Genomic DNA, 24,240 nt, shown 5'->3' on the forward strand with positions numbered 1-24,240 from the left:
ATGGCAGCGGCCCCTCCTGACAACGACGTGCTGTGGGCCCGGGGGATCGTCAAGTCCCATCACGGCACCCCCGCGCTGCGCGGCGTCTCGCTCGGGGTCCGGGAGGGCGAGGTCCTCGCCGTCACCGGCCCGCGCGGCTCCGGCAAGAGCACCCTGCTCGGCTGCCTCTCCGCGCTGCTCCCCGTCGACGAGGGCGAGGTCTGGTTCAACAGCGCCCCGGTGCACACCCTCGGACGGGCCGGACGGGAACGGCTGCGCCGCGACCGCTTCGGCTTCGTCGGCTCCGAACCGCACCTGGTGCCCGAACTGACCGCCCGGGAGAACGTCGCCCTGCCGCTGCTGCTGGCCGGCGCCGGCGGCAAGGCCGCCCACACCGCCGCCGACGAGTGGCTGGAGCGCCTGGACATCGGCGACCTCGCCAAGGTCCGGCCCGACCGGCTGGTGCAGGGCCAGCGCCAGCGGATCGCCGTCGCCCGCGCCCTCGCCCCGCTCCCGCCGGTCGTCTTCGCCGACGACCCCACCGCGCCGCTGCACCACGAGACCGCCGAGCAGGTCATGCGGATACTGACCAGCGCGGCCCGCTCCCACCAGCTCACCCTCGTGCTGGCCACCCACGACCGCGAGCTCGTCCGGTACGCCGACCGCGCCGTCGCCCTCGTCGACGGACGCCTGACCGGCCCCGTCACGCCCGTGCCGCGGGTCGCCCCGGCCCCCGGCACGACCGGGGTCACCGCCGTCCCGGCCGCCGGCCGCTGAGAGGGCCGCCGTGTTCTACCTCCGCCTGGCCCGCGGCTACCGGGCCCTCGACCTCGGCCGCTGGCTGCTCACCGCCCTCGCCGGCGCCGTCGTCGCCGGCTTCCTGCTGCGCGCCCTCGGCCGCGCGATGAGCGACCCGGCCGCCGGTCCCGACGCGCTCGTCCGGCTGCTCTGGTGCCTGCCGCCGCTGGCCGCGGTCGCCTGGTTCGCCGCCGTCGCCGCCCGCGCCCTGCCCGCCCGGCGGGCCGAACGGATCACCGGGCTCACCACCGCCGGGGCCGGGGCCGGCCGGATCCGCGCCCTGATCGCCGGCGAGGTCGCGCTCGCCTGCGGCACCGGCGCCGGCCTCACCCTGCTGCTCTTCCTGGTCCTGCGCAACGACATCGCCGGGCCCGCGCTCGCCGACGAACTCGGCATGGGCGTGGCCCTGCCGGCCGCCGCACCGGTCGCCCTGCTGACGCTCGTGCCGCTCACCGCGGGCCTCGCCGCGGCCGGCGCCGTCCCGCACGCCGAGACGCTGCCCGGCCGCTCCCGGCCCGAACCGACCGGCTTCGGCCCGTGGCGGCTCGCCCTGCCGATCGGCCTCGCCGTCCTCGGCCTCGCCCTGGAACTCATCGCGCTGCGCCCCGGCGCCGCGGCCGACGGCCGCCCGATCCACCTGCCCGCCGGGCTCGGCACCACCAGCACCGCCGCGCTCGGCGGCTGGGCCGCCTCCGCGCTCGGCCTCGCCCTGCTCACCGGCCCGCTGCTCGCCCTGGCCGGCCGGCTGCTGGCGCTCGGTCGGCCCACCCCGCTGCGGCTGCTCGCCGGACGCGGCCTGACCGCGCAGGCCCGCCGGCTCGGGGCGCCGCTGGCCGTGCTCACCCTGGCGCTCGCCATGGTGCTCACCACGGTCCGCTACTGGCTCGGCGAGCCCGGCAGCGCCGATGTGCTGCCCGCCGTCGAGGCCGGCCTGATCCTGGGCTGCACGGCCGGTGCGGTGGCCGTCCGGCTCGCCGAGCTGCGCACCGCCCGCCGGGGCGTCGCCGCGGCGCTGCTGAGGCTCGGCGCGGCGCCCCGGCTGCTGTTCGGCGCCGTGGTGCTGCGGACCCTGATGGCCGGGACCGTCCTGCTGGTCACCGGCGGGGCGACCGCGGCCCTGGCGGCCGCCGGACTGCGCTGACCGGCGCGCGGCCAGAGCCGCGCGCCGGTCGGTCCGGCCGTCCGTCGGTCCGGCCGTCCGGTCAGCCGGCCGCCGCGAGCTGGCCGCAGGCGCCGTCGATCTCCTGGCCGCGGGTGTCGCGGACCGTGGTCGGCACACCGTGCGACTGGAGGCGCCGGACGAACTCGCGCTCGTCCTCGGGGCGGGAGGCGGTCCACTTGGAGCCCGGGGTGGGGTTCAGCGGGATCAGGTTGACGTGCACCCGGTGGTTCTTGATCAGCCGGCCGAGCAGGTCCGCCCGCCACGCCTGGTCGTTGATATCCTTGATCAGCGCGTACTCGATGGAGATCCGGCGGCCGGACTTCTCGGCGTAGTTCCACGCCGCGTCCAGCACCTCGGCGACCTTCCAGCGGGTGTTGACGGGCACCAGCTCGTCGCGCAGCTCGTCGTCCGGCGCGTGCAGCGACAGCGCCAGGCGGCAGCTGAGGCCCTCGTCCGCCAACCGGTTCATCGCCGGGACCAGGCCGACGGTGGAGACGGTGATGCCGCGCTGGGAGAGGCCGAAGCCGTCCGGCGCCGGGTCGGTCAGCCGGCGGATCGCGGCCAGCACCCGGTTGTAGTTCGCCAGCGGCTCGCCCATGCCCATGAAGACCACGTTGGACAGACGCGCCTCGCCGCCCGGGATCTCGCCGGCCTTGAGCGCGCGCATCCCGGCGGCGATCTGCTCGACGATCTCGCCGGTGGACAGGTTGCGGGTCAGCCCCGCCTGGCCGGTGGCGCAGAACGGGCAGTTCATGCCGCAGCCGGCCTGCGAGCTGATGCACATGGTGACCCGGTCCGGGTAGCGCATCAGCACCGACTCGACGAGCGTGCCGTCGAACAGCTTCCAGAGCGTCTTGCGGGTGGTGTCGTCGTCGCAGGACACGTGCCGCACCACCGACATCAGCTCGGGCAGCAGACTGCCGGTGAGCTTCTCCCGGCTGGCGGCGGGGATGTCCGTCCAGCTCGCCGGGTCGTCCGACATCCGGCCGAAGTAGTGGTTGGAGAGCTGCTTGGCGCGGAACGGCTGCTCGCCCAGCTCGGCGACGGCCTCCTTGCGCTCGGCGGGGCTCAGGTCGGCGAGGTGTCGCGGGGGCTTGGCGCCGCGCGGCGCGACAAAGGTGAGTTCTCCGGGCTTAGGCATGGTCCGTCCAGTGTCGCAGACGCGCGGGGGCCCCGGACGCCGTGCGTCCGGGGCCCCTGTGCGCGAGGGCTGCGGCTCAGCTGCCGACGAAGGCCACCAGCAGCAGCCAGACCACCGGGGCGGTCGGCAGCAGCGAGTCCAGCCGGTCCATGATGCCGCCGTGGCCGGGCAGCAGCGTGCCCATGTCCTTGATGCCGAGGTCGCGCTTGATCATCGACTCACCGAGGTCGCCCAGGGTCGCGGTGACCGCCGCGCAGCCGCCCAGGATCAGGCCCTGCCACCAGCTGCCGCCGTCGATGATCAGCTCCATCAGCAGCGCGCCCGCCAGCATCGACAGGCCGATGCCGCCGGCCAGGCCCTCGCGGGTCTTGCCCGGGCTGATCGTCGGCGCCAGCTTGGTGCGGCCGAACTTGTAGCCCACCGCGTAGGCCCCGGTGTCGCTGCACACCGTGACGATGAGGAAGAGCACGATCCGCTGCGGGCCGTCGTCGGCCGCCAGCATCATCGCCACGAAGGTGGCGAGGAACGGGACGTAGAAGGCGGTGAAGATGCCCGCCGTTATGTCCCGCAGGTAGTTCTCGGGCGGCTCGGTCATCCGCCAGACCATCACCGCGAGCCCGGTGAGCGCGAGCGAGGCCGCCGCCCACTGGATCCCCGACCAGTAGCCGGTGGCGACCATCGCGATGCCGCCCGCGACCAGCGGGACCAGCGGCGCCTTGATCTCCTTGCGCTCGGCCAGCCGGCTGGTCAGCTCCCAGACGCCGACCGACACCGCCGCGATCACCACGACCAGGAACAGGGCCTTGACGACGAACAGCGAGGCGACGATCACCGCGCCGAGGCCGACGCCCACGCCTATCGCGGCCTGGAGGTTGCGGCCGCCGCGCTGTTTGCGCTGCGGCGGCTGAGGCTGCGGATCGGCCTGGGCCACGGGTGTCTCCTGCCCTGGGTGGGACGACGGCACGAGGAAGGGCTGCCCCGCCGCCGGTCCGCCCGGCGGGCCGGGGTGCGGCCCGCCCGCGGGGGCGGGGGGCGGGGTGTCGTCGGTGATCGCGCGCAGCACGACCGTCTCCGACGCACCCGGCTCCGGCGTCCCGGGCTGCTCGTCGCGGAACAGCGGTCCGCTCAGCCGGCCGGACTCCCGGGCCGGCCCCTCGGCGGGGTCGGCCCCGGGCGGGGGCACGGGCTGCGGGCCCGGGTCGGCCGGTACGGGAGGCATGACCTGAGTCTCCTCCGCGTCCGGGTCCCAGTACACCGGGGGCTGCTGGGAGTGACCCGTTCGGTGGCCGGGGTCGTTCGTGCCGTACGGCCCGTACGGCCCGGGCGGGCCGGCCTGCTGCGCCGGGTGCCCGGGTATGCCGCGAGCCTGCGCAGGTGCGGCTGGTGCCTGCGCAGGCTGGTGCGGCCGGTACGGCTGGTACTGCTGGTCGGACGGGCCCCAGTAGCCAGGGGCGTCAGGGGCGTCGTTCATCAGACCTCGAGCAGCTCGGCTTCCTTGTGCTTCAGCAGCTCGTCGACGGAGGCCACGTACTTGGCCGTGGTGTCGTCGAGCTCCTTCTCGGCGCGGCGGCCGTCGTCCTCGCCGACCTCGCCGTCCTTCACCAGCTTGTCGATCGCGTCCTTGGCCTTGCGGCGCACGGCGCGGATCGAGACCTTGGCGTCCTCGCCCTTGCCCCGGGCGATCTTGATGAACTCACGGCGGCGCTCCTCGGTCAGCTCGGGGAGCACGACCCGGATGATGGAACCGTCGTTCGACGGGTTGACGCCCAGGTCGGAGTCACGGATCGCCTGCTCGATGGCCTTCAGCGCGGTCTTGTCGAACGGCGAGACGACCGCCATCCGGGGCTCCGGGACGGAGAAGGACGCCAGCTGGTTGATCGGCGTCACGGCGCCGTAGTACTCCGCGACGATCTTGGCGAACATCGCCGGGTGCGCGCGGCCGGTGCGGATGGCGGCGAAGTCGTCCTTGGCGTGGGCGACGGCCTTCTCCATCTTCTCCTCGGCGTCGAGGAGGGTCTCTTCGATCACTGTGATCTCCCTGTCCGGTTCATCTGCTGTTGTCCCGACCGGAGTCGGCGGCGGGGCCTCGCGGCGGCGGCGCCGTCCGGTGCGGCTGGTTGCTGCTCAGGCCCGGACAGAATCCTGGCTGATGAGTGTGCCGATCTTCTCACTCTTCACCGCCCGCGCGATATTGCCCTCCGCGAGCAGCTCGAAGACCAGCATCGGCAGGTTGTTGTCCTTGCAGAGCGTGATCGCGGTGAGGTCGGCGACCTTGAGATCACGTGCGATGACCTCGGAGTACTCCAGCGCGTCGAACTTGACCGCGTCCGGGTTGGTCCGGGGGTCCGCGTCGTAGACGCCGTCCACCCCGTTCTTGCCCATCAGCAGGATGTCGGCGTGGATCTCCAGGGCGCGCTGCACGGCCGTGGTGTCGGTGGAGAAGTACGGCATGCCCATACCGGCGCCGAAGATCACCACACGGCCCTTCTCCAGGTGCCGGACGGCGCGCAGCGGCAGGTACGGCTCGGCGACCTGGCCCATCGTGATGGCGGTCTGGACCCGGGTCTCGATGCCCTCCTTCACCAGGAAGTCCTGGAGCGCGAGGCAGTTCATCACCGTGCCGAGCATGCCCATGTAGTCCGAGCGGGCCCGGTCCATGCCGCGGACCTGGAGCTCGGCGCCGCGGAAGAAGTTCCCGCCGCCGATCACCACGGCGACCTCGGTGCCCGCGCGGACGACCGTGGCGATCTCGCGGGCGATCGCGTGCACGACGTCCGGATCGACGCCGAGCCCGCCGCCGCCGGCGAAGGCCTCACCGGACAGCTTCAGCAGAACCCGGCGGCGCGTGCCGCCGTGGGTGTCCTGCGCGGTCTCCTGCGTCTCCTGCATGGACTTCTCCTTCTACACCTACTGGTTCACAGGCGCGGACGTGCGGATGACCGGCCTGCGCGTACACGCGAGGAGGCCACTGCCGCGGGAACCGGTTCGGTGTCCTGCACGGCAATGGCCTCCTCGTCGTTCATGCTGCCGACGCGGCTCGCCCATGGACGGATGGCGCTGGGTGAGCCCGTACGGCGCGTTCCCCACCGCCCTGGTCAGCGGGCGGGGGCGGTTTCCAGCCTACGGCCGGAAGCCCGGGTGGAACGTGGCTCAGGCGCCGACGCGGAAGCGGGCGAAGCGCTTGAGGGCGACGCCGTTCTCCTCGAGGACCTTGGCGACGGTCTTCTTGGTGTCCTTCGCGAAGGCCTGCTCCAGGACGGAGTTCTCCTTCACGAAGCCGGTGACGCGGCCCTCGACGATCTTCGGCAGGGCGGCCTCCGGCTTGCCCTCCTCGCGAGCGGTGGCCTCGGCGACGCGGCGCTCGTTCTCCAGGTCCTCGGCCGGGATGTCCTCGCGGGACAGGAACTTCGGCGCGAAGGCGGCGATGTGCTGCGCGACGTCCTTGGCGACCTCGGCGTTCTCCTTGTCCAGCTCGACCAGGACGCCGACGGCCGGCGGCAGGTCGGGGCTGGTCTTGTGCAGGTAGACCGCGACGAAGCCGTCGCCGTCGAACTGCGCGAAGCGGCGGAAGACGATCTTCTCGCCCAGGGTCGCGTTGGCCTCGTCGACGAACTGCTGGACGGTCTTGCCGGCCTCGATCTCGGAGGCGAGGGCGGCGTCCAGGTCGGCCGGGGCGGTGGCGGCGACGTGGGCGGCGATCGCGTCGGCGACCTGGACGAAGTTGTCACCCTTGGCGACGAAGTCGGTCTCGCAGTTCAGCTCGACCAGGACGCCGGACTTCTTGTCCTCGGCGATGAGCGCGGCGACGGCACCGTTGGAGGCGTCGCGGCCCTCGCGCTTGGCAACGCCCTTCTGGCCCTTGATGCGAAGGATCTCGACGGCCTTCTCGACGTTGCCCTCGGCCTCGTCCAGGGCCTTCTTGCAGTCCATCATGCCGGCGCCGGTGAGCTCACGGAGCTTCTTGACGTCCGCGGCGGTGAAGTTCGCCATGGTGTGAATCTCTTCTCGCGTCTCGCGTGTCTGCGTGGGGTAGCACCGGGGCCGGTGGTTCGGCCCAGGCACGGGAGAGAGGGGCACCGACCGGTGTCGTACCGGCGGGTGCCCCTCACCCTTGGTACGTCAGGCCTGCTCGGCCGGAGCCTCGGCCTCGGCGGCGGGCGCCTCGGCGGCGGCGGGGGCCTCCTCGGCCTTCTTCTCACCCTCCAGGAGGTCCTTCTCCCAGTCGGCGAGCGGCTGGTCGGCGCCCGGCTCGGCCTTGACGTCGCCCTTGGCGACACCCGCGCGGGCCTTGAGGCCCTCGGCGACGGCGTCGGCGATCACACGGGTCAGCAGGGTGACGGAGCGGATCGCGTCGTCGTTGCCCGGGATCTTGTAGTCGACCTCGTCGGGGTCGCAGTTGGTGTCGAGGATGGCGACGACCGGGATGTTGAGCTTCCGGGCCTCGCCGACCGCGATGTGCTCCTTCTTGGTGTCCACGATCCAGACGGCGCTGGGAACGCGCTGCATGTCGCGGATACCGCCGAGGGTCTTCTCCAGCTTGTCGTGCTCGCGCTGGAGGACCAGGAGCTCCTTCTTGGTGAGGCCGGAGCCGGCCACGTCCGAGAAGTCCAGCTCGCCGAGCTCCTTGAGGCGCTGCAGGCGCTTGTAGACGGTCGAGAAGTTGGTCAGCATGCCGCCGAGCCAGCGCTGGTTCACGTAGGGCATGCCCACGCGGGTGGCCTGCTCGGCGATGGCCTCCTGGGCCTGCTTCTTCGTGCCGACGAAGAGGACGCTGCCGCCGTGGGCAACGGTCTCCTTGATGAACTCGAAGGCGCGGTCGATGTAGTTCAGCGACTGCAGGAGGTCGATGATGTAGATGCCGTTGCGCTCGGTGATGATGAAGCGCTTCATCTTCGGGTTCCAGCGGCGGGTCTGGTGACCGAAGTGGACGCCGCTCTCCAGCAGCTCCCGCATCGTGACGACGGCCATGGCCGTGCTCCTCAGGTGTTACGCCCGGCTCCGGCGCACGCGTCGCGGTCGGCGCACGGTGGCGCTCCCCGCTCGGCACGTGCGAACGGCCGGGTCAGGCTCGGTTTGTCCGTGGCGGCCAGGTGACAGCCACGCCTGACGCCCCGAACGTGCCGAGCCGCTTCCACCCGGCGGTCCGGGGACCGGCCGGGCTCGGCGGACCGAGCGGCACTCGCACCTGGCGGGGGCGGCGGCGGAGCCGCTTGCGTCCACCGGTGGCGGGGCGTGCGAAGTCGACCCGGCGGACCGGGTCGCGTGTGAAGTGTACGGGAAGCGCCGAGCGCGGGGCGACTCCGCACGGGGCGGGCGGCCGGGGACGCGCCTGGTCCGGAGCGCCCGGACGGCGCCGCCGGGCCCCCGTGAACCCCGCGGAGTACACCCGTTGGAGGGACGTCCGTGATCCACAGGGTGTGGTTGTCCACAGGTTCCGGGGCGGGGGTGGCCGGGCCCGCGCGGGGCGGGGAGCCTCGGCGGCATGACTGCTGCTGCTCGGGTTCCAGCCGGCCCTGCGGGGCCGGGTGCTTCGGACGGTACGGCGGGCGGGCCGGGGGACGGGCCGGGGGACGGCGCGGCGGGCGGGGCGCCGCGGTGCGGCCGGCGGGTGCCGGTGATCGTGCTGGGGGTTCTGGGGGTGGTGTTGGGGGTGGTGGCGGGGGTGCTGCTGCCCGCGGGGTGGGCTGGTGCGGCTGGGCGCGCGGCGGCGGGCGAGGGTGGCCGTGGTGGGCGGGCGTGGCCGGTGGACGGGCCGGACGGCGGGCCGTCCGCCGTGGTCCGCCGCTTCGAGGCGCCGGCGCGGCCGTGGGGTGCGGGGCACCGGGGCGTCGACCTGGCCGCCGCTCCCGGCGCGGAGGTCCGGGCGGCGGCTCCCGGGGTGGTGACGTTCGCCGGGCCGGTGGCGGGGCGGCCGGTGGTCACGGTCACCCTCACGACGGCGGGGGTTCCCCCGGCTTCTGCTGCCTCTGCGGCCTCCGGCGCATCTCCGGCTTCCGGGGCTTCTCCGGCTTCCGCCGCCTCGCCGTTGCGGACCACGTATCTCCCGGTGGCCGGCAGCGTCCCGGTGGGCACCGCCGTGGCCGCGGGCCAGGTGATCGGGCGGCTCGCCGACGGGGCCGGCCACTGCTCCGGCGGCGCCTGCCTGCACTGGGGACTGCTGCGCGGACGGCACTACCTCGATCCGCTGGCCCTGTTCGGCACCGGCCGGGCGCGGCTGCTGCCGCTCGCGGACCCACTCCCCCGGGACCGCGCGCGGCCGATCAGCTCGGTCCGAGACCGTGCAGGGCGAGGGCGACGGCGGCGTCCGCGATCACCTCGGGACTCTCCCCTCGGCCCCCGGCCGCCCGCTGCTCCGACTGGCGCACGGCCGCCTCGACGATGCCCTGCAGCAGCGCGGCGGCCAGCCGGGGCTGTTCGTGGCCGAGGTCCTCCAGGGCCTGGACCACCAGCCCCACCAGGGTCCCGTGCGCCGCCCGGATGCGCTCACGCGCCGCGTCGTCCAGCTCCAGCGCGGAGATCGCGGCGACCGCCCGGTGGCGCGGGTCGGCCGCCAGCGCGAGCTGGCCCCGGACGTAGGCCTCGATCCGCTCGGCGGCGGTGTCCCGGCTCGCCATCCCGGCCTCGATCTCGGCGGCCCAGAGCGGGAAGTCGCTCTCGCAGAGCGCCTCGACCACGGCCGCCCGCGAACGGAAGTACTCGTACACCGAGGACCGCGCCAGCCCCGTGCGCGCCGCGAGCGCGGGGAAGGTCAGGGCTTCCATGCCTCCCTCGGTGAGGAGACTGCGGGCAGCGTCGAGGAGGGCTGCCCGCTGCATCTGACGGTGCTCGGCCACACTGGCTGCTCGGATCTTCGGCACGCACTCCACTGTACGGAGCCCTACATCCCGCCGGTACGGTGCCGCGCGTCCGTGCGATGCGGAGGGATGCGTACCGGGGCGCAGGGCGTGGAACGGGCGTGCGCGGCGCACCCTGCGGCGGGCGACCGCGCCGCCCGCTAGCGGATGTCCGACAGCTTGGCGCGCAACTGGAGCACCGACTTGGTGTGGATCTGGCTGACCCGGCTCTCCGTCACCCCGAGCACCTGGCCGATCTCGGCGAGGGTCAGGCCCTCGTAGTAGTAGAGGGTCACCACGGTCTTCTCCCGTTCGGGGAGCGTGTTCACGGCCTGCGCCAGCAGCCGCCGCAGCTCGCGGTCCTCGGCCACCTCCACCGGGTTGTCGGCACCGTGGTCCTCCAGGGTGTCCATCAGGCTGAGCCGGTCGCCGCCCTCGCCGACGGGGTGCAGCAGTTCGTCGAGCGCCACCACGTTGGCGAGCGAGAGCTGGCTGAAGATGGCGTGCAGGTCCTCGATGGCGATGCCCATCTCGGCCGCCACCTCGGGCTCGCTCGGCGTCCGCCGCAGCCGGGCCTCCAGCGTCGCGTACGTCCGCTCGACCGCCTTCGCCTTCTGCCGCACCGAGCGCGGGATCCAGTCCAGCGCCCGCAGCTCGTCGATGATCGCGCCGCGGATCCGGCTGATGGCGTAGGTCTCGAACTTGATGGCGCGTTCGATGTCGAACTTCTCGATCGCGTCGATCAGCCCGAAGACGCCCGAGGAGACGAAGTCGGCCTGCTCGACGTTGGAGGGCAGGCCGACCCCGACCCGGCCGGCCACGTACTTGACGAGCGGTGAGTAGTGCAGGATCAGCTGCTCCCGCAGCCGCTGGTCGGCCGTCTCCTTGTAGGCGCGCCAGAGCTCTTCGAGCGCCGTGCGCTCGCGCCCGCCCGCCTCCCGGCGGGCGGCCGGCGCCTCGGTCGACGCGAGGGCGGCCGGGTCGGCGGAAGCGCCGGGCGCGTCCGGACGGTCGTCGTGCGCCCCGGGGTGCGCCGGGCGACCGCCCTGCCGTGCGAGGGCCCCCATCCCGCCCGTGGCCTTGGACGGGAACTCGGTCACGGTGCGCCGCTCGGTACGCGGCCCTCCCGAGGACCGGGCGCCACCGGTCACTCGGTGTCCGGGAATGTGTGTGGGCATACGTTGGTCTGCGCCGTTCTGCCGAGTCATGTGCTGATAGGGAAGGCATGGCGAGCGTAGCGTGACCGACTCGCTGCGCAGTGCTACCGCCACTCGGTCGTCCCCCGATCCGGTGGCGTTCGTGTCACCGCCCCGGGGTACCGGGGATCGACGAACCGGAGGCCGGGCCCCGCCGCACCGGGCCGGTCCGTCAATCCCCCTCCCTTCTCGCACTCGTCCGTGTGGTCGTCCCGCAGTGGTCCGTCCGGCCGTGCCCGCGCTGCGCCCGCCCGGACCCGCCGTCACCTCCTCCGCACCAGGCGCCAGTGCGCGCCGTGCCGCTCGACGTGGCCGAGCGAGCCCAGCTCGTAGAGCCGCTGGAGCACCTCGTCCGGCGGGAGCCCGGACTGCCGGGCCAGCCGCTCCACCGGCGCGCCGTCCGGGTCGGCGGGCACCGCTTCCAGGACCCGGGCCGCCGCCGGCTCCAGGAGGTCCCTCGGCAGGACCGGTCCGCCGCGCTGCGGCGCGAGGTCGTCGCCGATCGCGCCGATCAGCTCGACCACCTCGGCGGCGTCGGTGACCACGGTGGCGGCGCCGCTGCGAATCAGGGCGTGCACCCCGGCGGACAGCTCCGAGGTCACCGGGCCCGGCACGCCCATGGTGTGCCGGTTGAGGTCCCGGGCGCGCCTGGCGGTGCTGAGCGCCCCGCTGCGCAGCGCCGCCTCGACCACCACGGTGCCGCGGGTCAGCGCCGCGATCACCCGGTTGCGCAGCACGAACCGGAACCTGGTCGGGTGCTCCCCCGGCGGGAGTTCGCTCAGCAACAGCCCCTGCTCGGCCATCCGGCGGATCAGCCCGGTGTTGCCCCTCGGGTAGGCCACGTCCACTCCGCAGGCGAGGACGCCGACGGTCGGCCCGCCGACCGCCAGGGCGCCCCGGTGGGCGGCCGCGTCGATGCCGTAGGCCCCGCCGGAGACGACCACCCAGCCGCGTTCGGCGAGCTGGGCGGCGAAGTCCCCGGCGACGTGCGCGCCGTACGCCGTGCAGGCCCGGGCGCCCACCATCGCCACCGACCGCAGCGCGAGCAGGCGGAGCGAGCCGGTGCCGACCACCCAGAGGCCGGTGGGTCTGCTCTCGCCGAGGTCGTCCAACTGGCTCGGCCACTCGCTGTCGCCCGGAATGATGAAGCGTCCGCCGGCCGCCCGCACCCGTTCCAGGTCGGCGACCGGGTCGAGGCCGGGCAGCCTGGCCCGGTAGGCCGCCAGCCGGGAGCCGTCCGAACCTGGCCGGCCGGGTGCTGCGCCGTCCTGGATGGCCCGGACGACGTCGAGGGCGTCGGCATGGGCGAGCCAGCGGCCGAGCGCCGCGTCCCCGGGTTCGCCGAGCCGGCTGAGCGCCGCGCGGGCGAGGCGCTCGGGCTCGGGTGCGGGCCGCGGCCGGGGCGCCGGTTCGGCGGACGGGCCGTGACCGGGATCGTTCGTGGTGGGGTTCACGGGCCGGCCTCCTCGGGCTCGGGTCGCGGATCGGCGGTGCGGCGCGCGGAGCGGGCACGGGGGCGGGAGGGTCGGCGCTCGGCCTTGTCGCCGGTTCCGTCGTGGGTGTCCGCACCAGGGGTGTCTCCGGTTCGGCCGCCCGTCCGGTCCCGGGCCGGATCCGGCCGGCCGAGGAAGCGCTCCGTCAGCGGGAGGCCCTGTTCGACCCCGGTGCGCAGCACGAGGGCGGTCCGGAGGTCGCGCTGTTCCGGGCGGTCCCGGCCGGCCAGGTCGGCGACCGTCCAGGCGACCCGCAGCACCCGGTCCAGGCCGCGGGCGGTCAGCAGGCCCCGCTCCAGCTGGCGCGCGGCGTCGTTCAGCGCCCCCGGCGCCAGCTGCCAGCGGGTGCGCAGCTCGTGGCCGGGGACCTCGGCGTTGGTCCGCCACGGCGTGCCGGCCAGCCGGGCCGCCGCGCGCTCGCGGGCCGCCAGCACCCGGGCCGCGACGACCTCGGTGGTCTCCGCCGAGGTGTCGCGCTGCATCAGCTCGGCCCTGGTCACCGGGGCCACCTGGACCTGGAGGTCGACCCGGTCGAGCAGCGGTCCGGACAGCCGCCCCTGGTACCGGCTGACCATCGCGGGCGTGCACTCGCAGCCCTCGCCCCGCCGGGAGTGGCGCCCGCACGGGCAGGGGTTGGCGGCCAGGCAGAGCAGGAACCTGGCCGGCAGCCGCATCGATCCGGCCGACCGGGCGATCACCACCTCGCCCGATTCGAGCGGTTGGCGCAGCGCGTCCAGCACCCGGACGGGGAACTCCGGCGCCTCGTCGAGGAACAGGACGCCCCGGTGGGCCAGCGAGACCGCACCCGGTCTCGGCAGCCCGCTGCCGCCGCCGACGATCGCCGGCATGGTGGTCGAGTGGTGCGGGGCGCAGTAGGGCGCGCGGTCGACCAGCGGCCGCCCGGCCGGGAGCAGCCCCGCCACCGAGTGGACCGCGGTGACCTCCAGGGCCTCCTTCTGGGTGAGCGGCGGGAGCAGCGCCGGCAGCCGCTCCGCCAGCATGGTCTTGCCCGCGCCGGGCGGCCCCTTGAGGTAGAGGTGGTGACCGCCGGCGGCGGCGATCTCCAGCGCCCGGCGGGCCTCGTACTGGCCGGCCACGTCGGCGAGGTCCATCCGGGCGGCCGCCTCGTCGGGCAGGCCGCGCACCCCCGCGCTGGGGAGCATCAGGCCCGCCATCAGCGGGTCGGGGTGCCCGACGGTGCGGTCGGCGGGCTCCTCCGGTTCGGGGGCGCCGGTCAGGACGGCCACCAGCTGACGCAGGCTGCGCACCCCGACGACGGTCACCCCGGGGACCAGCTCGGCCTCGGCGGCGGTCTGTTCGGCGACCACGACGCGCCGGTAGCCGGCGTCGGCGGCGGCCAGCACCGACGGCAGCACCCCGCGCACCGGGCGCACCCGCCCGTCCAGCCCGAGCTCGCCGATGAGCAGCAGGTCGGCGATCGCGCCCGGGTCGAGCCGTTCGGCGGCGGCCAGCACGGCGCAGGCCACCGCGAGGTCGAAGCCGCTGCCGCTCTTGGGCACCGAGGCCGGGCTCAGCCCGACGGTCAGCTTCCGCTGCGGCCAGGCCTCGCCGCTGTTGACGACCGCCGCGCGTACCCGGTCACGGGCCTCGGAGAGCGCCTTGTCGGGCAGGCCGACCAGGGTGAACGCCGCCACCCCGGGCTCCAGGTCGGCCTGGACCTCGACGATCACCCCGTCCACGCCGACCAGGGCCACGGAGCACGTCCGGGCGAAGGCCATCTCAGACCACCCCCCGCAGGTGGTCGACGGAGGCGGCGCCACGGGTCCGGTTGATGACGGCGACCAGGTCGATCCGGACGCCGCCGGGCGGTACCGGCGCCCACGGCGGGTCGGTGCCGGCGGGCCGGTACTCGGCGCCGGCCAGCCGGGCGAAGTGACCGGGCCAGCGCTCGGCCATCCAGCGTTCGGCCAGTCGGCGCAGCCGGTCCGCCTTGCTCGGGCCGATGGCCTCGCTGGGCTGCTGGAAGCTCCGCTCGGAGCGGGTCTTGACCTCGCAGACCGCGACCGTGTCGCCGTCGAGCGCGACGATGTCCAGCTCGCCCTCGACGCAGCGCCAGTTGCGGTCGAGGATGCGCAGCCCGTCCTCGGCGAGGCGGCGGGCCGCGACCTGCTCGCCGTAGCGGCCCAGGCCGGTGTTGGTCGCCCGCTCCGTTCCCGGCGCGGCCGGCGGGGGCGGGCCGCCCTCCGGGGCCCGCGTCGTCCTCCGGCGCGGCTGCCCGGCCTGCCGGGCCTTCGCGGTCTGCTTGCGCGTGGCGCGCTCGATCTCCTGCACGGTGACCACCTCCGCCGGGGAGGTTGCCGTGCGGTCCGGGTACGGACCAGAGAGTTCTTTTTACCTGTGGACAACTCGGACCTGTGGATAACTCCTGTCACCCTCGGGAGTGATTATCCCGGAATACCCGGAATTCCCCTGGACATCCGGGGGCCGGGCGGTCCACCGTCAGTTCCCGAAGCCGGACTCGTCCGAGGGCAGCTCCAGGTCGCTCTTCGCGAGTTCCTCGATGTTCACGTCCTTGAAGGTCAGCACCCGGACCTTGCGGACGAACCGGGCCGGCCGGTACATGTCCCAGACCCACGCATCCGCCATCGACACCTCGAAGAACACCTCGCCCTGCACCGAGTGCACCTGCAGCTCGTAGTCATTGGTGAGGTAGAACCGTCGCTCGGTCTCGATCACGTACTTGAACAGGCCGACGACGTCCCGGTACTCCCGGTAGAGCTTGAGCTCCATCTCGGTCTCGTACTTCTCGAGATCTTCGGCACTCATCCAGGCGTCCCCTCAACTTGTCACGTCCACCCATTGTGGACCACAGCACTCACCCTCAGAGCCTCACCGGAGCGGCCGGCGGCCCCTCGGTCAACAGCCGCTCCAGAAAGTCCACCAGCCCGGCCGGATAGACCGTCTCGGCGGTGGCCCGCAATTCCCCGACCGTCCACCAGCGCGCCGCGAGCAGCTGGGCGTGTTCGTCCTCGCCCATGCCCGAGTGGTCCAGCACGGTCTCGGCCGTGCGGGCCAGGTGGAACCACTGTTCCTGCTGGTAGCGCAGCCCCCGATAGGAGAACGAAGCCTTGCCGTACGCCACCACCGGTCCCAGCTCCACGCCGCGCAAGCCGGTCTCCTCCCGCAGCTCGCGCTCGGCGGCGTCCCGGGTGTCCTCGCCCGGCTCCAAGCCCCCGCCGGGGGTGAACCACCAGGTCACGCCGGGGACCGCCGGGTCCGAGCCGTGGAAGAGCAGCAGCCGGTCCTGGCCGTCGAGCAACAGGATCCGTGAAGCCCTGCGCCGCTGTGCCGCCATGACGAGCCTCCACGCTCCCTTCGTCCGCCCCGGTCGCTCCCCCGATCCTGCCACCCGGCGCGGTCGTCCGGGGCGAGGTTCGGCAGAGCGGTCCCGGCCCGGACCGCGCCGGGCGGGGTCAGGCCGTGCGGCGGCGACGGCGCGCCAGGCCCGCCACTGCGCCCACCGCCGAGGTCACGAGGATCGTCGCCGCGCCTACAACGCTCGCCCAGAACGCGGGCTCCAGCGGTCCCGGGCCCGCCGGCCGCTGCCCGTCGACCGCCTCGAACGCCGAGGTGCCGGCCAGCAGGGCCGTCCGGCCGAGCGGAACCACGGTGGCCTCGACCCGGGCCTCCACCTCGGTGGCCGGGACGGTCCCGCCGTCGGTCTCCAGGTGGACGCGGGAGTCGAGCGAGCCGAGCCGGTTGTCGCCGAGCAGGAACAGCCGGCCCTGCGGCACCTCGACGCTGAAGGCGGCGCCCTGGGCGCCCTGATCCGCGAGGTAGGGCTCGTCCACCGGCTTGCCGTTGACGGTCAGCCGCGCGTCACCGGTGCCGACCGCGACGGTGTCGCCGCCGACCGCGACCACGCGCTTGACCATGAGCCGGCCGCCCCAGAGCTGGTCGCGGAAGACCACCACGTCACCCCGCCGGACGTCCGCGCCGTTGGTCTTCCGGGCCAGGACGGTGTCCCCGGCCATGAGGGTGGGGGCCATCGAGGCGGTCGGGATGCTGTACGGCCGGTACATCGCGGCGATCACCGCGAAGCCGCCGATCAGCAGGACCAGCCCGAGACCGAGCAGCACCCCCTGAGCCACGGCCCCGGGGCCGCGCCGGCGGCGGGGGGCGACCGGAGGACCGCCGGCCGGTCGTTCCACGACACTGCTCATCGACACCGTCCAACCCCTGACCGACCCGGAAACGCGCACGGCGGCGCACCGGCGCCACGGGCGGAGAACCCGGCGGGCCGTGGCACGTCCGAGCAGATTACTCGTCGGTACCACGGCCCGCGCAAGACCCGGGAGCCCCCGGCCGGTGTCAGGACCGCCCGTCGCGGTCCGGCCGGTTCCGCAGTCGGCGGACCAGCGGGAGCAGGGCGACGGCGCCCACGGCACCGGCCGCGGCCGGCACCGCGGGCACGGCCGCCGCCAGACCCTTCTGGTCGAAGGTGTCCGGCACCGACAGCGTCGACCAGTGGTTGACCGGCCAGGCCACCACGAAGGCCCGCCCGATCACGTCGTCCACCGGAACGGTGCCACCGCCCGGCTGGTCCATGTGGAAGCGCGAGTCGAGCGAGTCCGCGCGGTGGTCGCCCATCACCCAGATCCGGCCGTCGGGGACCTTCACCGGACCGAACGGCTTCGTCCCGCACGGGGTGTTGCCGGCGTAGACGTACGGCTCGTCGAGCGCGATCCCGTTGACCTTCACCGGGCCCTCGCCCTCGCACTCGACGGTGTCCCCGCCGACCGCGATGACCCGCTTGATGAGGTCCTTCTCGTTGTCGGAGGGCATCAGGCCGACGAAGCTCAGCACCTCCTGGACGCCCCGGACGAAGGAGTTGCTGCTCTGCTTGGTCGGCTCGTCGCCCAGCCAGCCGCCCGGGTCGTGGAACACCACGACCTCGCCGCGCTCGGGCTCGGAGCCGAACCACGGGGTGAGCTTGTCCACCAGGACCCGGTCACCGACCTGCAGCGTGTTCTGCATCGATTCCGACGGAATGGAGAACGCCTGGACGAAGAAGGTCTTGATCACCAACGCCAGGACGAGGGCGATGCCGATGAGGATCGGCAGTTCCTTCCAGAACGAACGCGGCTTGCGCTCGTTGCGCGGCGGCTGCTCCTCGGCACCGTCCGTGGGCCCTGAGTCTCCCGGGAGGGGCTGCGGGGTGTCACCCGTGCCGTCGCCGTGCCCGTCCGCGGACTGGGCCGCCGCCTCCTCGGCCGGGGCCGAGGACGCCGCCGCCTCCGTGGACCGGGCCGCCCGGCCGCCGGAGCCCTCGGGCTCGCCGGCGCCTGAGCGGGCGCCGATCACCAAATCCCCCACAACGTCTCCTCCCTGCTGTGCGGACGCCCGTGCGTCCGCGCTCACAGTGCCGCACAGCGGGCACCACGCTCCACCACCGGCCGGGCCCGCCAGGTCCGGCCCCGGACGGGTCCGCCTGACACCGGCACAGCCTTCGGACACGACCTCTCGACCCGAGCCGGCCGCATCCAGCACTTCTCTATCACTCCCGGGCATCCGGCTCCCGGTCCCACACGCGCGGTCCGCCCGGCGACCGGCCTGCCCGGGCCTACGACCGGGCCTGTCCCACCCGGCGCCCGATGAGCGGAAGGATGCCCAACACACCCATAACGAGCGGAGGTTCCTCAGGAACCGGCCCGCCGTCCGTCGAATCCGGCGCGGCTCCCCCGCCCGCCGGGGCACGCGCCACCGAGGAGAGTGAAACCGGCACCTCAAGTTGATGAACCCGCCCCGGCGGCCAGGCGATCATGAACGCCCGTCCGAGCACACCGCTCACCGGGATGGTGCCCTGCCCCGGATTTCCCATGTGGAAACGGGAGTCGGCGGACACGTCCCGGTGGTCGCCCATCACCCAGAGCCGCCCCTGCGGCACCTTCACCTTGAACGGCTGCCGGGACGGCGGATTGCCCGACGCCAGGTAGGGCTCGTCCAAGGGCTTGCCGTTGAGGCTGACCCTGCCCTGCTCGTCGCAGCACTCGACGGTGTCGCCGCCGACCCCGATCACCCGCTTGATGAGGTCCTGCTCGCTGTCGGAGGGCAGCAGCCCGACGAAGGTCAGCACCTGCTTGGCCGCGCGCAGGACCGGCCCGTCCGTCGAGGGCCCGTGCGCGCTCTCCAGCCAGCCGCCCGGATCCTTGAACACCACCACCTCGCCGCGCTCCGGCTCGGCACCGAACCAGGGGGTGAGCTTGTCCACCAGCACCCGGTCGCCGACCTGGATGGTCTGCTCCATCGAGCCGGAGGGGATCACGAAGACCTGCACCAGGAAGGTCTTCATCACCAGCGCCACGACCAGCGCCACCACGACGACCAGCGGTATCTCGCGCAGCCGCGAGCGCCTGCGGCGGCGGGCGGCCCGGCGGGCGCTGCGCCGACGCTCGGCGCGCCCGCGCACCACGGGGCCGGGAGCGGAGTCCGGACCGGGGCCGGCGGGACCGGAGGCGGGATCCGGTGCCTCCCCCGCCCCGGCCGGGGGATCGGGAGTGGGATCGGAATCGGGACCGGATACGGGTGCCGGGCCGGCGGTCGGCCCCTCGGAGGTCGGCCCGTCGGCGAGCCGCCCCCTACCTCTGGTCCCCATGGCCACCGGTCCCCCCTGTCCCGGCGAAGGCCGCCGGCCGCTCCACGGTGGCCCAGTGCCCGACCGGGTAGACGACCCAGGCGGCCCGGCCGATCACCTTGGACTCGGGGACGAACCCGCCACCGGGATCGCCGAGGTGGTCACGGGAGTCCCGGGAGGCGCTGCGGTGGTCGCCCATCACGAAGAGCTTGCCGGCCGGTACCACCACGTCGAAGGCCACGGCGGACGGCTCGTCCCCGGGGAAGAGGTAGCCGGACTCGTCGACCGGCACGCCGTTGACGGTGAGCGGGCGGCCCGGTCCGGTGCTGGTGACCCGGTCGCCGCCGACGCCGATCACCCGCTTCACGTAGACCGAGTCACCTGCCGGGACCAGCCCGACGTCGCGGCCGAAGGAACGCAGCGAGGTCCAGAGGCCGTCGCGCTCCAGCGGCTTGCGCAGGAAGGAGCCCGTACCGTCGAACACCACCACGTCGCCGCGCTGCGGATGACCGCCGAAGGCGTAGGACAGCTGGTTGACGACCAGCCGGTCGCCCGGGCGCAGGGTGTTCTCCATCGACCCCGAGGGCACCGAGAACGGGCGTGCCACGAAGGCGTTCACCAGCAGCAGCGCGAGCAGGCAGATCCCGACGAGCAGCAGCAGGTCCCGCGAGCGCGAGCGCCCGCCCGCGAGGTCCTCGGCGGGGTCACCCGCGGAGTCGGCGGCGCTGCCGTCGGCGGCCTCGTCGGCGCCGTCCGGCGGCGGGCACGCGGAATCCTCCGCGGAAACGACCGCGGACCGCGTCGGCGAGTCCGCACCGGTGGGTGCGGGACGGCCGTCGCGGTCCGCGGGTGGTTCGTGCGTGCTCATCGGGGGCTGAGCTTACCGTGCGGCAGCCCGGCCCCCCAGAGCGATCCGATCCCCCGGCAGTGCCGGGGGCCGGTGGATCAGCGGTCGCGCTTCTCCTTGATCTTCGCGGCCTTGCCGCGGAGGTCACGCAGGTAGTACAGCTTGGCGCGGCGGACCGCACCGCGGGTCACGACCTCGATCTTCTCGACGACCGGGGTGTGCACCGGGAAGGTGCGCTCGACACCGACGTTGAAGCTGACCTTGCGAACGGTGAAGGTCTCACCGATGCCGGCGCCGTGACGGCGGATGACGACGCCCTGGAAGACCTGGACACGGGAGCGGTTGCCCTCGATGACCCGGACGTGCACCTTCAGGGTGTCACCGGCGCGGAAGGCCGGGATGTCGCTACGCAGCGAAGCCGCGTCGACAGCAGCGAGCTTGTTGCTCATGTTGCTCTCCATCGCAGGCGCCACGGGCCGCCCACGGAAGTCGTCAGAAATGGGGTCTGCTGCGGGCCGCACCGGCTACCGGCGATCCCCCCGTGGCGGGGGCGCCGAACCACGTGACCCCTACGGGAGGAGCCCAGCGACAGACAGCAGCGGCCTATTCTTCCACACCACCGGCCGCGGACCGAAATCGGCCGAGCTCCTCGTCCCAGGCGAGGCCGAGCACGCCGAGCGCCGCGCGGTCCTTCTTGTCGAAGTCCGCGTGCCGCCAGCGGGCCACCAGGTCCGGCCGGTTGGCCAGGGTGCGGGCGAAGGCCTGCTCGCGGCGCCAGCGGGCGATCCTGCCGTGGTTCCCGCTCAGCAGGACGTCCGGCACCGTACGACCGCGCCACTCGGCGGGCTTGGTGTAGACCGGGCCCTCCAGCAGGTCGGCCATCGCACCGGGCGCGAAGGAGTCGTCCCGGTGGGACTCGGCGTTGCCGAGCACCCCGGGCAGCAGCCGGGCGATCGCCTCGACCATGACCAGCACCGCGACCTCGCCGCCGGCCAGCACGTAGTCACCGATCGACACCTCGACCACCGGCATCCGGGTGGCCGCCTCCTCGATCACCCGCCGGTCGATGCCCTCGTACCGGGCCGGGGTGAACGCCAGCCACGACCGGCCGGCCAGCTCCTGCGCGAGCTCCTGGGTGAACGGCCGGCCGCTGGGGGTGGGCACCACCAGGGTCGGCAGCTCCCCCTCCGGACCGCGGGCGAGCACCGCGTCGAGCGCCTCGCCCCAGGGCTCGGGCTTCATCACCATGCCCGGGCCGCCGCCGTACGGGCTGTCGTCGACGGTCCGGTGCACGTCGTACGTCCAGTCGCGCAGGTCGTGGACGTGCACGTCGAGCTGGCCGCGGGCGCGGGCCTTGCCGACCAGCGAGATGTTCAGCGGCTCCAGGTACTCGGGGAAGATCGACACGACGTCGATCCGCATCCCGTGCCGCTCGGCCTCCCGGGCCTCCGGCGCCTCAGTGACCTCGGAAACCTCTGAGACCTCCAAGACCTCCGAGGCCTCAGGAGCCCCGGCAGCCTCCGGGGCCTGCGGCGCGGCCGGCGTCTCCACGCCCTCCCCGGAGCTCACCGCGACTCCTCCGAGCCCTCGGCCCCGCCCGCCGCCTCCGCCGCCTCCGCCTCCGCGGCGCCCGCGACCTCGGCGCGCTCCGGGTCGATCAGCCCGCCCGGCGGGTCGATGACGGCGCGCTGGTTCTCCAGGTCGATGGTCGGCACGATCTTGGCGACGAAGGGCACCAGCACCTCCGTGCCGTCCGCCTTCTTCACGGTCAGCAGGTCCTGGTAGGGCAGGTGGACCACCTCGGTGAGCTCGCCCACCGGGGTGCCGTCGAGCAGCACCACGTCCAGCCCGATCAGCTGGTGGTCGTAGTACTCCTCCGGGTCCTCCGGGTTCTCCTCCGGGTCGACCTCGGCGATCAGGATCGTGCCGCGCAGCGCCTCGGCGCCGTTGCGGTCCTTGACGCCGGCGAACCGCAGCAGCAGCCGCCCGCTGTGCACCTTGCCGGACTCGACGGTCAGCGGACCGGCCGAGGCCGGGTCGGTCAGCAGGACGGCGCCGGGTCCGAGCCGGAGCTCCGGCTCGTCGGTGCGGACCTCGACGCTGACGTCCCCCCTGATGCCGTGGGCGCGGCCGATCTTGCCGACGACGAGCTGCACGGTGATCGTTCTCCTGGATGAGTGCTGCGGGTGCTCTGGAGTGCTGCGGAAACGCTGCGGAACTGCTGCGGGATGCGAGGGCGCCGGCGAGAACGGCGAAGGCCGGCCGGGACGACATGCGTCCCGGCCGGCCTCGAAAACCCTGACGGCTGAACGAGCAGCCCGGTCAGCGAATGTTGTCCACGTCGACGAGGTCGACCCGGACGTTGCGACCGCCGAGGGCGCCGACCACGGTGCGCAGGGCGCGCGCCGTGCGGCCACCCCGGCCGATCACCTTGCCAAGGTCATCGGGGTGCACCCGCACCTCGATGGTGTTGCCCCGGCGCAGGTTGCGCGAGCGCACCTGCACCTCGTCGGGGTGCTCGACGATGCCCTTCACCAGGTGGTCGAGGGCGTCCTCGATCACGCTCAGGCCTCGGCAGCGGCGTCGGCCTCGGCCTCGGCCTTGTCCGACTTCTTGGCCTTCGGGGTGATGGCGACACCGGTGGTGGCGTCCTCGAAGCCGGCGACGGCCTTGGCGAACAGGTGCGAGAAGTCCTCGACCTTCGGCTCGGCGACCTTCAGCGGCTCCGGAGCCGGCAGGCCCTTGAACTTCTGCCAGTCGCCGGTCAGCTTGAGGATGGCGAGCACCGGCTCGGTCGGCTGGGCGCCGACGGACAGCCAGTACTGGGCGCGGTCGCCGTCGACCTCGATCTTCGAGGGGTTGTAGGTCGGCTGGTAGATGCCGATCTCCTCGATCGCGCGACCGTCACGCTTGGTGCGGGCGTCGGCGACGATGATGCGGTAGTGCGGGGAGCGAATCTTGCCGAGACGCTTCAGCTTGATCTTGACTGCCACGGGAGTGGAATCTCCTGGAGTTGACGTGGGTGAGCGGCCCCGCCCTCGCGTGGGGTTGCGCGGTGGGCCGTTCAAGGGACACGCCAGCCGAAGGAGAGAGGGGTCCTGCCCGGCTGCCGAGTACTCAGCGGTCCATTCTGCCACACGGGCGCCCACCCCCGAAAACAGGTCGACCGGGAGCCCCCGCTCCCGGTCAGCCCAACATGCGCACCTGCGCGGTGCACCTCACTGGCGAATCATCGGTGGATCAGTGGATCAGTGGATCAGTGGTGCCTGGATCGATGCCGCCTGGATCGGCGTGCGTCGACCGTTGACCGATCGCTCCGGCCGGGCCACTGCCCGCACAGCCGCCCGCCGGTTCCCCTCGGTTCCCCGAGCCGTGAGGCTCCCCGAGTCGTGCGACGGGTCGCGAGCCGAGCTACGCGATCTTGAACGGCTGCTGGCACGCACCGCAGACGATGGACGCCTGGGCGAGCACCGACGGAACGACCCGGACGTTGCGCCCGCACCCGCAGACCGCCTTGACCCGGACGCCGCCCCCGGAGGAGCCGTGCCGGGCGGCCGGACCGCGGAAGGCGCGCGAGGCCCCTTCACCGGCCACCGCCTCCTGGTGCGCGCCGAGGGCGCGGTCCAGGCGCTCGATGGTCTCGGCGTACCGCTCGCGGGTCTCCTTGAGCATGGTCACCTGGGAGAAGCCGCTACTGGCGTGCGGCTCGACCGGGTGCGCCAGGCCCAGCTCGGAGGCCAGGAGCAGGAAGCGCCGGTTGTGGTAGCGGCCGGCCCGCGAGGTGTCCCGGATGTCCCGGGCCGCGGCCAGACCATGGGCAGCCTCGTGGAGGAGCCGCTCGAAACCGAGCCGGGTACCACAGGCCGAGGAGGACTCGCCGATCAGCGCCTCGGGCGAGGCGAGGTCGGGGAGGTCCTGGTGGTAGGCCTGGATGTCACTCCAGGCGGCGGCCAGTTCGGCCGCGAGAACGAGGGGCTGTGTCGTGCTCACGCTAGACCAACGATGGAGTAGCAGCCGATGTTCCGCGTGTTCGAGATCCCCGGGAATTCCCAGGAAACTCTCAGGAATGTGTGACCACGCGCGAAATGCGCGTTCCGGATCTGACGCAAGACCAACCCCCTGCAGGTTTGGGCCCGCCGGCTCGGCGGGCGCCTCGTCATTTCCGTCCGGGAGCGGGCTGTCGCCCCCAGGACGTA

General features: G+C 73.6%; 25 protein-coding genes. 2 read left to right on the top strand and 23 right to left on the bottom strand.

Translation table 11 applies throughout. The annotated features are described in order from the left end of the window. A complete protein-coding gene (locus ACFXAM_RS11545; RefSeq protein WP_380289893.1) occupies positions 1-756 on the top strand; it encodes an ABC transporter ATP-binding protein in 756 nt (251 codons plus the stop codon). A 10-nt stretch (positions 757-766) separates the two neighbouring features. Then, positions 767-1,918, top strand: coding sequence for a hypothetical protein (locus tag ACFXAM_RS11550; RefSeq protein ID WP_380289895.1), 1,152 nt, complete (start codon positions 767-769; stop codon positions 1,916-1,918). 61 nt (positions 1,919-1,979) lie between these two features. Here ACFXAM_RS11550 and rlmN read toward each other — a convergent pair whose 3' ends face one another. The 23 genes from rlmN to ACFXAM_RS11665 all read right to left on the bottom strand — a co-directional run bounded on the left by rlmN (position 1,980) and on the right by ACFXAM_RS11665 (position 24,034). Next, positions 1,980-3,080 (bottom strand): 23S rRNA (adenine(2503)-C(2))-methyltransferase RlmN, encoded by a 1,101-nt coding sequence (rlmN, locus tag ACFXAM_RS11555; RefSeq protein WP_380289897.1) that lies wholly within the window; start codon positions 3,078-3,080, stop codon positions 1,980-1,982. 76 nt (positions 3,081-3,156) lie between these two features. After that, entirely contained in the window at positions 3,157-4,299 is a 1,143-nt protein-coding gene (locus ACFXAM_RS11560; RefSeq protein WP_380289898.1) for a phosphatidate cytidylyltransferase, read from the bottom strand. Positions 4,300-4,550: 251 nt separating this feature from the next. Next, the gene (gene frr / locus ACFXAM_RS11565) at positions 4,551-5,108 is read right to left on the bottom strand and encodes a ribosome recycling factor (RefSeq protein WP_350568693.1); all 558 of its coding nucleotides are present in this window, start codon (positions 5,106-5,108) and stop codon (positions 4,551-4,553) included. Between the two features lie 96 nt (positions 5,109-5,204). After that, positions 5,205-5,969 carry a UMP kinase gene (pyrH, locus tag ACFXAM_RS11570; protein ID WP_380289900.1) on the bottom strand — a complete coding sequence of 255 codons (765 nt, stop codon included), beginning with the start codon at positions 5,967-5,969 and terminating at the stop codon, positions 5,205-5,207. Between the two features lie 261 nt (positions 5,970-6,230). Further along, positions 6,231-7,070, bottom strand: coding sequence for a translation elongation factor Ts (gene tsf / locus ACFXAM_RS11575; RefSeq protein WP_380289902.1), 840 nt, complete (start codon positions 7,068-7,070; stop codon positions 6,231-6,233). A gap of 129 nt (positions 7,071-7,199) precedes the next feature. Next, on the bottom strand, positions 7,200-8,048 hold the full coding sequence (gene rpsB / locus ACFXAM_RS11580) for a 30S ribosomal protein S2 (RefSeq protein ID WP_380289904.1): 849 nt from the start codon (positions 8,046-8,048) through the stop codon (positions 7,200-7,202). 1,292 nt (positions 8,049-9,340) lie between these two features. Beyond that, the gene (locus ACFXAM_RS11585) at positions 9,341-9,913 is read right to left on the bottom strand and encodes a TetR/AcrR family transcriptional regulator (RefSeq protein ID WP_380289946.1); all 573 of its coding nucleotides are present in this window, start codon (positions 9,911-9,913) and stop codon (positions 9,341-9,343) included. 161 nt (positions 9,914-10,074) lie between these two features. Further along, positions 10,075-11,013 (bottom strand): RNA polymerase sigma factor WhiG, encoded by a 939-nt coding sequence (gene whiG / locus ACFXAM_RS11590; RefSeq protein ID WP_380289906.1) that lies wholly within the window; start codon positions 11,011-11,013, stop codon positions 10,075-10,077. Positions 11,014-11,372: 359 nt separating this feature from the next. Then, the gene (gene dprA, locus ACFXAM_RS11595) at positions 11,373-12,563 is read right to left on the bottom strand and encodes a DNA-processing protein DprA (protein ID WP_380289908.1); all 1,191 of its coding nucleotides are present in this window, start codon (positions 12,561-12,563) and stop codon (positions 11,373-11,375) included. Beyond that, on the bottom strand, positions 12,560-14,341 hold the full coding sequence (locus ACFXAM_RS11600; protein WP_380289910.1) for a YifB family Mg chelatase-like AAA ATPase: 1,782 nt from the start codon (positions 14,339-14,341) through the stop codon (positions 12,560-12,562). The genes dprA and ACFXAM_RS11600 overlap by 4 nt, the downstream gene beginning before the upstream one ends. A gap of 1 nt (position 14,342) precedes the next feature. Next, positions 14,343-14,894 carry a YraN family protein gene (locus tag ACFXAM_RS11605; protein WP_380289912.1) on the bottom strand — a complete coding sequence of 184 codons (552 nt, stop codon included), beginning with the start codon at positions 14,892-14,894 and terminating at the stop codon, positions 14,343-14,345. A gap of 168 nt (positions 14,895-15,062) precedes the next feature. Beyond that, positions 15,063-15,389 carry a DUF2469 domain-containing protein gene (locus tag ACFXAM_RS11610; RefSeq protein WP_030056781.1) on the bottom strand — a complete coding sequence of 109 codons (327 nt, stop codon included), beginning with the start codon at positions 15,387-15,389 and terminating at the stop codon, positions 15,063-15,065. A gap of 55 nt (positions 15,390-15,444) precedes the next feature. Further along, positions 15,445-15,918: an NUDIX hydrolase gene (locus tag ACFXAM_RS11615; RefSeq protein WP_380289914.1), complete on the bottom strand. Its 474-nt coding sequence runs from the start codon at positions 15,916-15,918 to the stop codon at positions 15,445-15,447. A 118-nt stretch (positions 15,919-16,036) separates the two neighbouring features. Beyond that, the gene (gene lepB / locus ACFXAM_RS11620; protein ID WP_380289916.1) at positions 16,037-16,786 is read right to left on the bottom strand and encodes a signal peptidase I; all 750 of its coding nucleotides are present in this window, start codon (positions 16,784-16,786) and stop codon (positions 16,037-16,039) included. Between the two features lie 148 nt (positions 16,787-16,934). Next, entirely contained in the window at positions 16,935-17,939 is a 1,005-nt protein-coding gene (gene lepB, locus ACFXAM_RS11625; protein WP_380289918.1) for a signal peptidase I, read from the bottom strand. Between the two features lie 247 nt (positions 17,940-18,186). Further along, positions 18,187-19,035 carry a signal peptidase I gene (gene lepB / locus ACFXAM_RS11630; protein WP_380289920.1) on the bottom strand — a complete coding sequence of 283 codons (849 nt, stop codon included), beginning with the start codon at positions 19,033-19,035 and terminating at the stop codon, positions 18,187-18,189. A gap of 166 nt (positions 19,036-19,201) precedes the next feature. After that, the gene (gene lepB / locus ACFXAM_RS11635) at positions 19,202-20,065 is read right to left on the bottom strand and encodes a signal peptidase I (protein WP_380289922.1); all 864 of its coding nucleotides are present in this window, start codon (positions 20,063-20,065) and stop codon (positions 19,202-19,204) included. A 77-nt stretch (positions 20,066-20,142) separates the two neighbouring features. Continuing rightward, a complete protein-coding gene (gene rplS, locus ACFXAM_RS11640; protein WP_030306736.1) occupies positions 20,143-20,493 on the bottom strand; it encodes a 50S ribosomal protein L19 in 351 nt (116 codons plus the stop codon). 154 nt (positions 20,494-20,647) lie between these two features. Beyond that, entirely contained in the window at positions 20,648-21,466 is an 819-nt protein-coding gene (trmD, locus tag ACFXAM_RS11645; protein ID WP_380289948.1) for a tRNA (guanosine(37)-N1)-methyltransferase TrmD, read from the bottom strand. Positions 21,467-21,609: 143 nt separating this feature from the next. Next, positions 21,610-22,200 (bottom strand): ribosome maturation factor RimM, encoded by a 591-nt coding sequence (rimM, locus tag ACFXAM_RS11650; protein WP_380289924.1) that lies wholly within the window; start codon positions 22,198-22,200, stop codon positions 21,610-21,612. Positions 22,201-22,366: 166 nt separating this feature from the next. Further along, positions 22,367-22,606, bottom strand: a complete 240-nt coding sequence (locus ACFXAM_RS11655; RefSeq protein WP_030056773.1) for an RNA-binding protein — start codon at positions 22,604-22,606, stop codon at positions 22,367-22,369. Between the two features lie 2 nt (positions 22,607-22,608). Then, positions 22,609-23,037, bottom strand: coding sequence for a 30S ribosomal protein S16 (gene rpsP, locus ACFXAM_RS11660; RefSeq protein WP_344337896.1), 429 nt, complete (start codon positions 23,035-23,037; stop codon positions 22,609-22,611). A gap of 418 nt (positions 23,038-23,455) precedes the next feature. Further along, complete coding sequence (locus tag ACFXAM_RS11665; RefSeq protein WP_030306744.1) at positions 23,456-24,034, bottom strand: hypothetical protein; 579 nt, start codon at positions 24,032-24,034, stop codon at positions 23,456-23,458. Between the last annotated feature and the right edge of the window lie 206 nt (positions 24,035-24,240).

Origin of the sequence: Kitasatospora sp. NPDC059462 (assembly GCF_042749955.1) — a bacterium.
Lineage (GTDB): Bacteria > Actinomycetota > Actinomycetes > Streptomycetales > Streptomycetaceae > Kitasatospora.

Bases quoted from the DNA above. Each gene is read 5' to 3' on its own strand.
- ACFXAM_RS11545 (WP_380289893.1), top strand. From the start codon at position 1: ATGGCAGCGGCCCCTCCTGACAACGACGTGCTGTGGGCCCGGGGGATC.
- rlmN (WP_380289897.1), bottom strand. From the start codon at position 3,080: ATGCCTAAGCCCGGAGAACTCACCTTTGTCGCGCCGCGCGGCGCCAAG.
- ACFXAM_RS11560 (WP_380289898.1), bottom strand. From the start codon at position 4,299: ATGCCTCCCGTACCGGCCGACCCGGGCCCGCAGCCCGTGCCCCCGCCC.
- pyrH (WP_380289900.1), bottom strand. From the start codon at position 5,969: ATGCAGGAGACGCAGGAGACCGCGCAGGACACCCACGGCGGCACGCGC.
- tsf (WP_380289902.1), bottom strand. From the start codon at position 7,070: ATGGCGAACTTCACCGCCGCGGACGTCAAGAAGCTCCGTGAGCTCACC.
- rpsB (WP_380289904.1), bottom strand. From the start codon at position 8,048: ATGGCCGTCGTCACGATGCGGGAGCTGCTGGAGAGCGGCGTCCACTTC.
- ACFXAM_RS11600 (WP_380289910.1), bottom strand. From the start codon at position 14,341: ATGGCCTTCGCCCGGACGTGCTCCGTGGCCCTGGTCGGCGTGGACGGG.
- ACFXAM_RS11610 (WP_030056781.1), bottom strand. From the start codon at position 15,389: ATGAGTGCCGAAGATCTCGAGAAGTACGAGACCGAGATGGAGCTCAAG.
- ACFXAM_RS11615 (WP_380289914.1), bottom strand. From the start codon at position 15,918: ATGGCGGCACAGCGGCGCAGGGCTTCACGGATCCTGTTGCTCGACGGC.
- lepB (WP_380289916.1), bottom strand. From the start codon at position 16,786: ATGAGCAGTGTCGTGGAACGACCGGCCGGCGGTCCTCCGGTCGCCCCC.
- lepB (WP_380289922.1), bottom strand. From the start codon at position 20,065: ATGAGCACGCACGAACCACCCGCGGACCGCGACGGCCGTCCCGCACCC.
- rplS (WP_030306736.1), bottom strand. From the start codon at position 20,493: ATGAGCAACAAGCTCGCTGCTGTCGACGCGGCTTCGCTGCGTAGCGAC.
- trmD (WP_380289948.1), bottom strand. From the start codon at position 21,466: ATGCGGATCGACGTCGTGTCGATCTTCCCCGAGTACCTGGAGCCGCTG.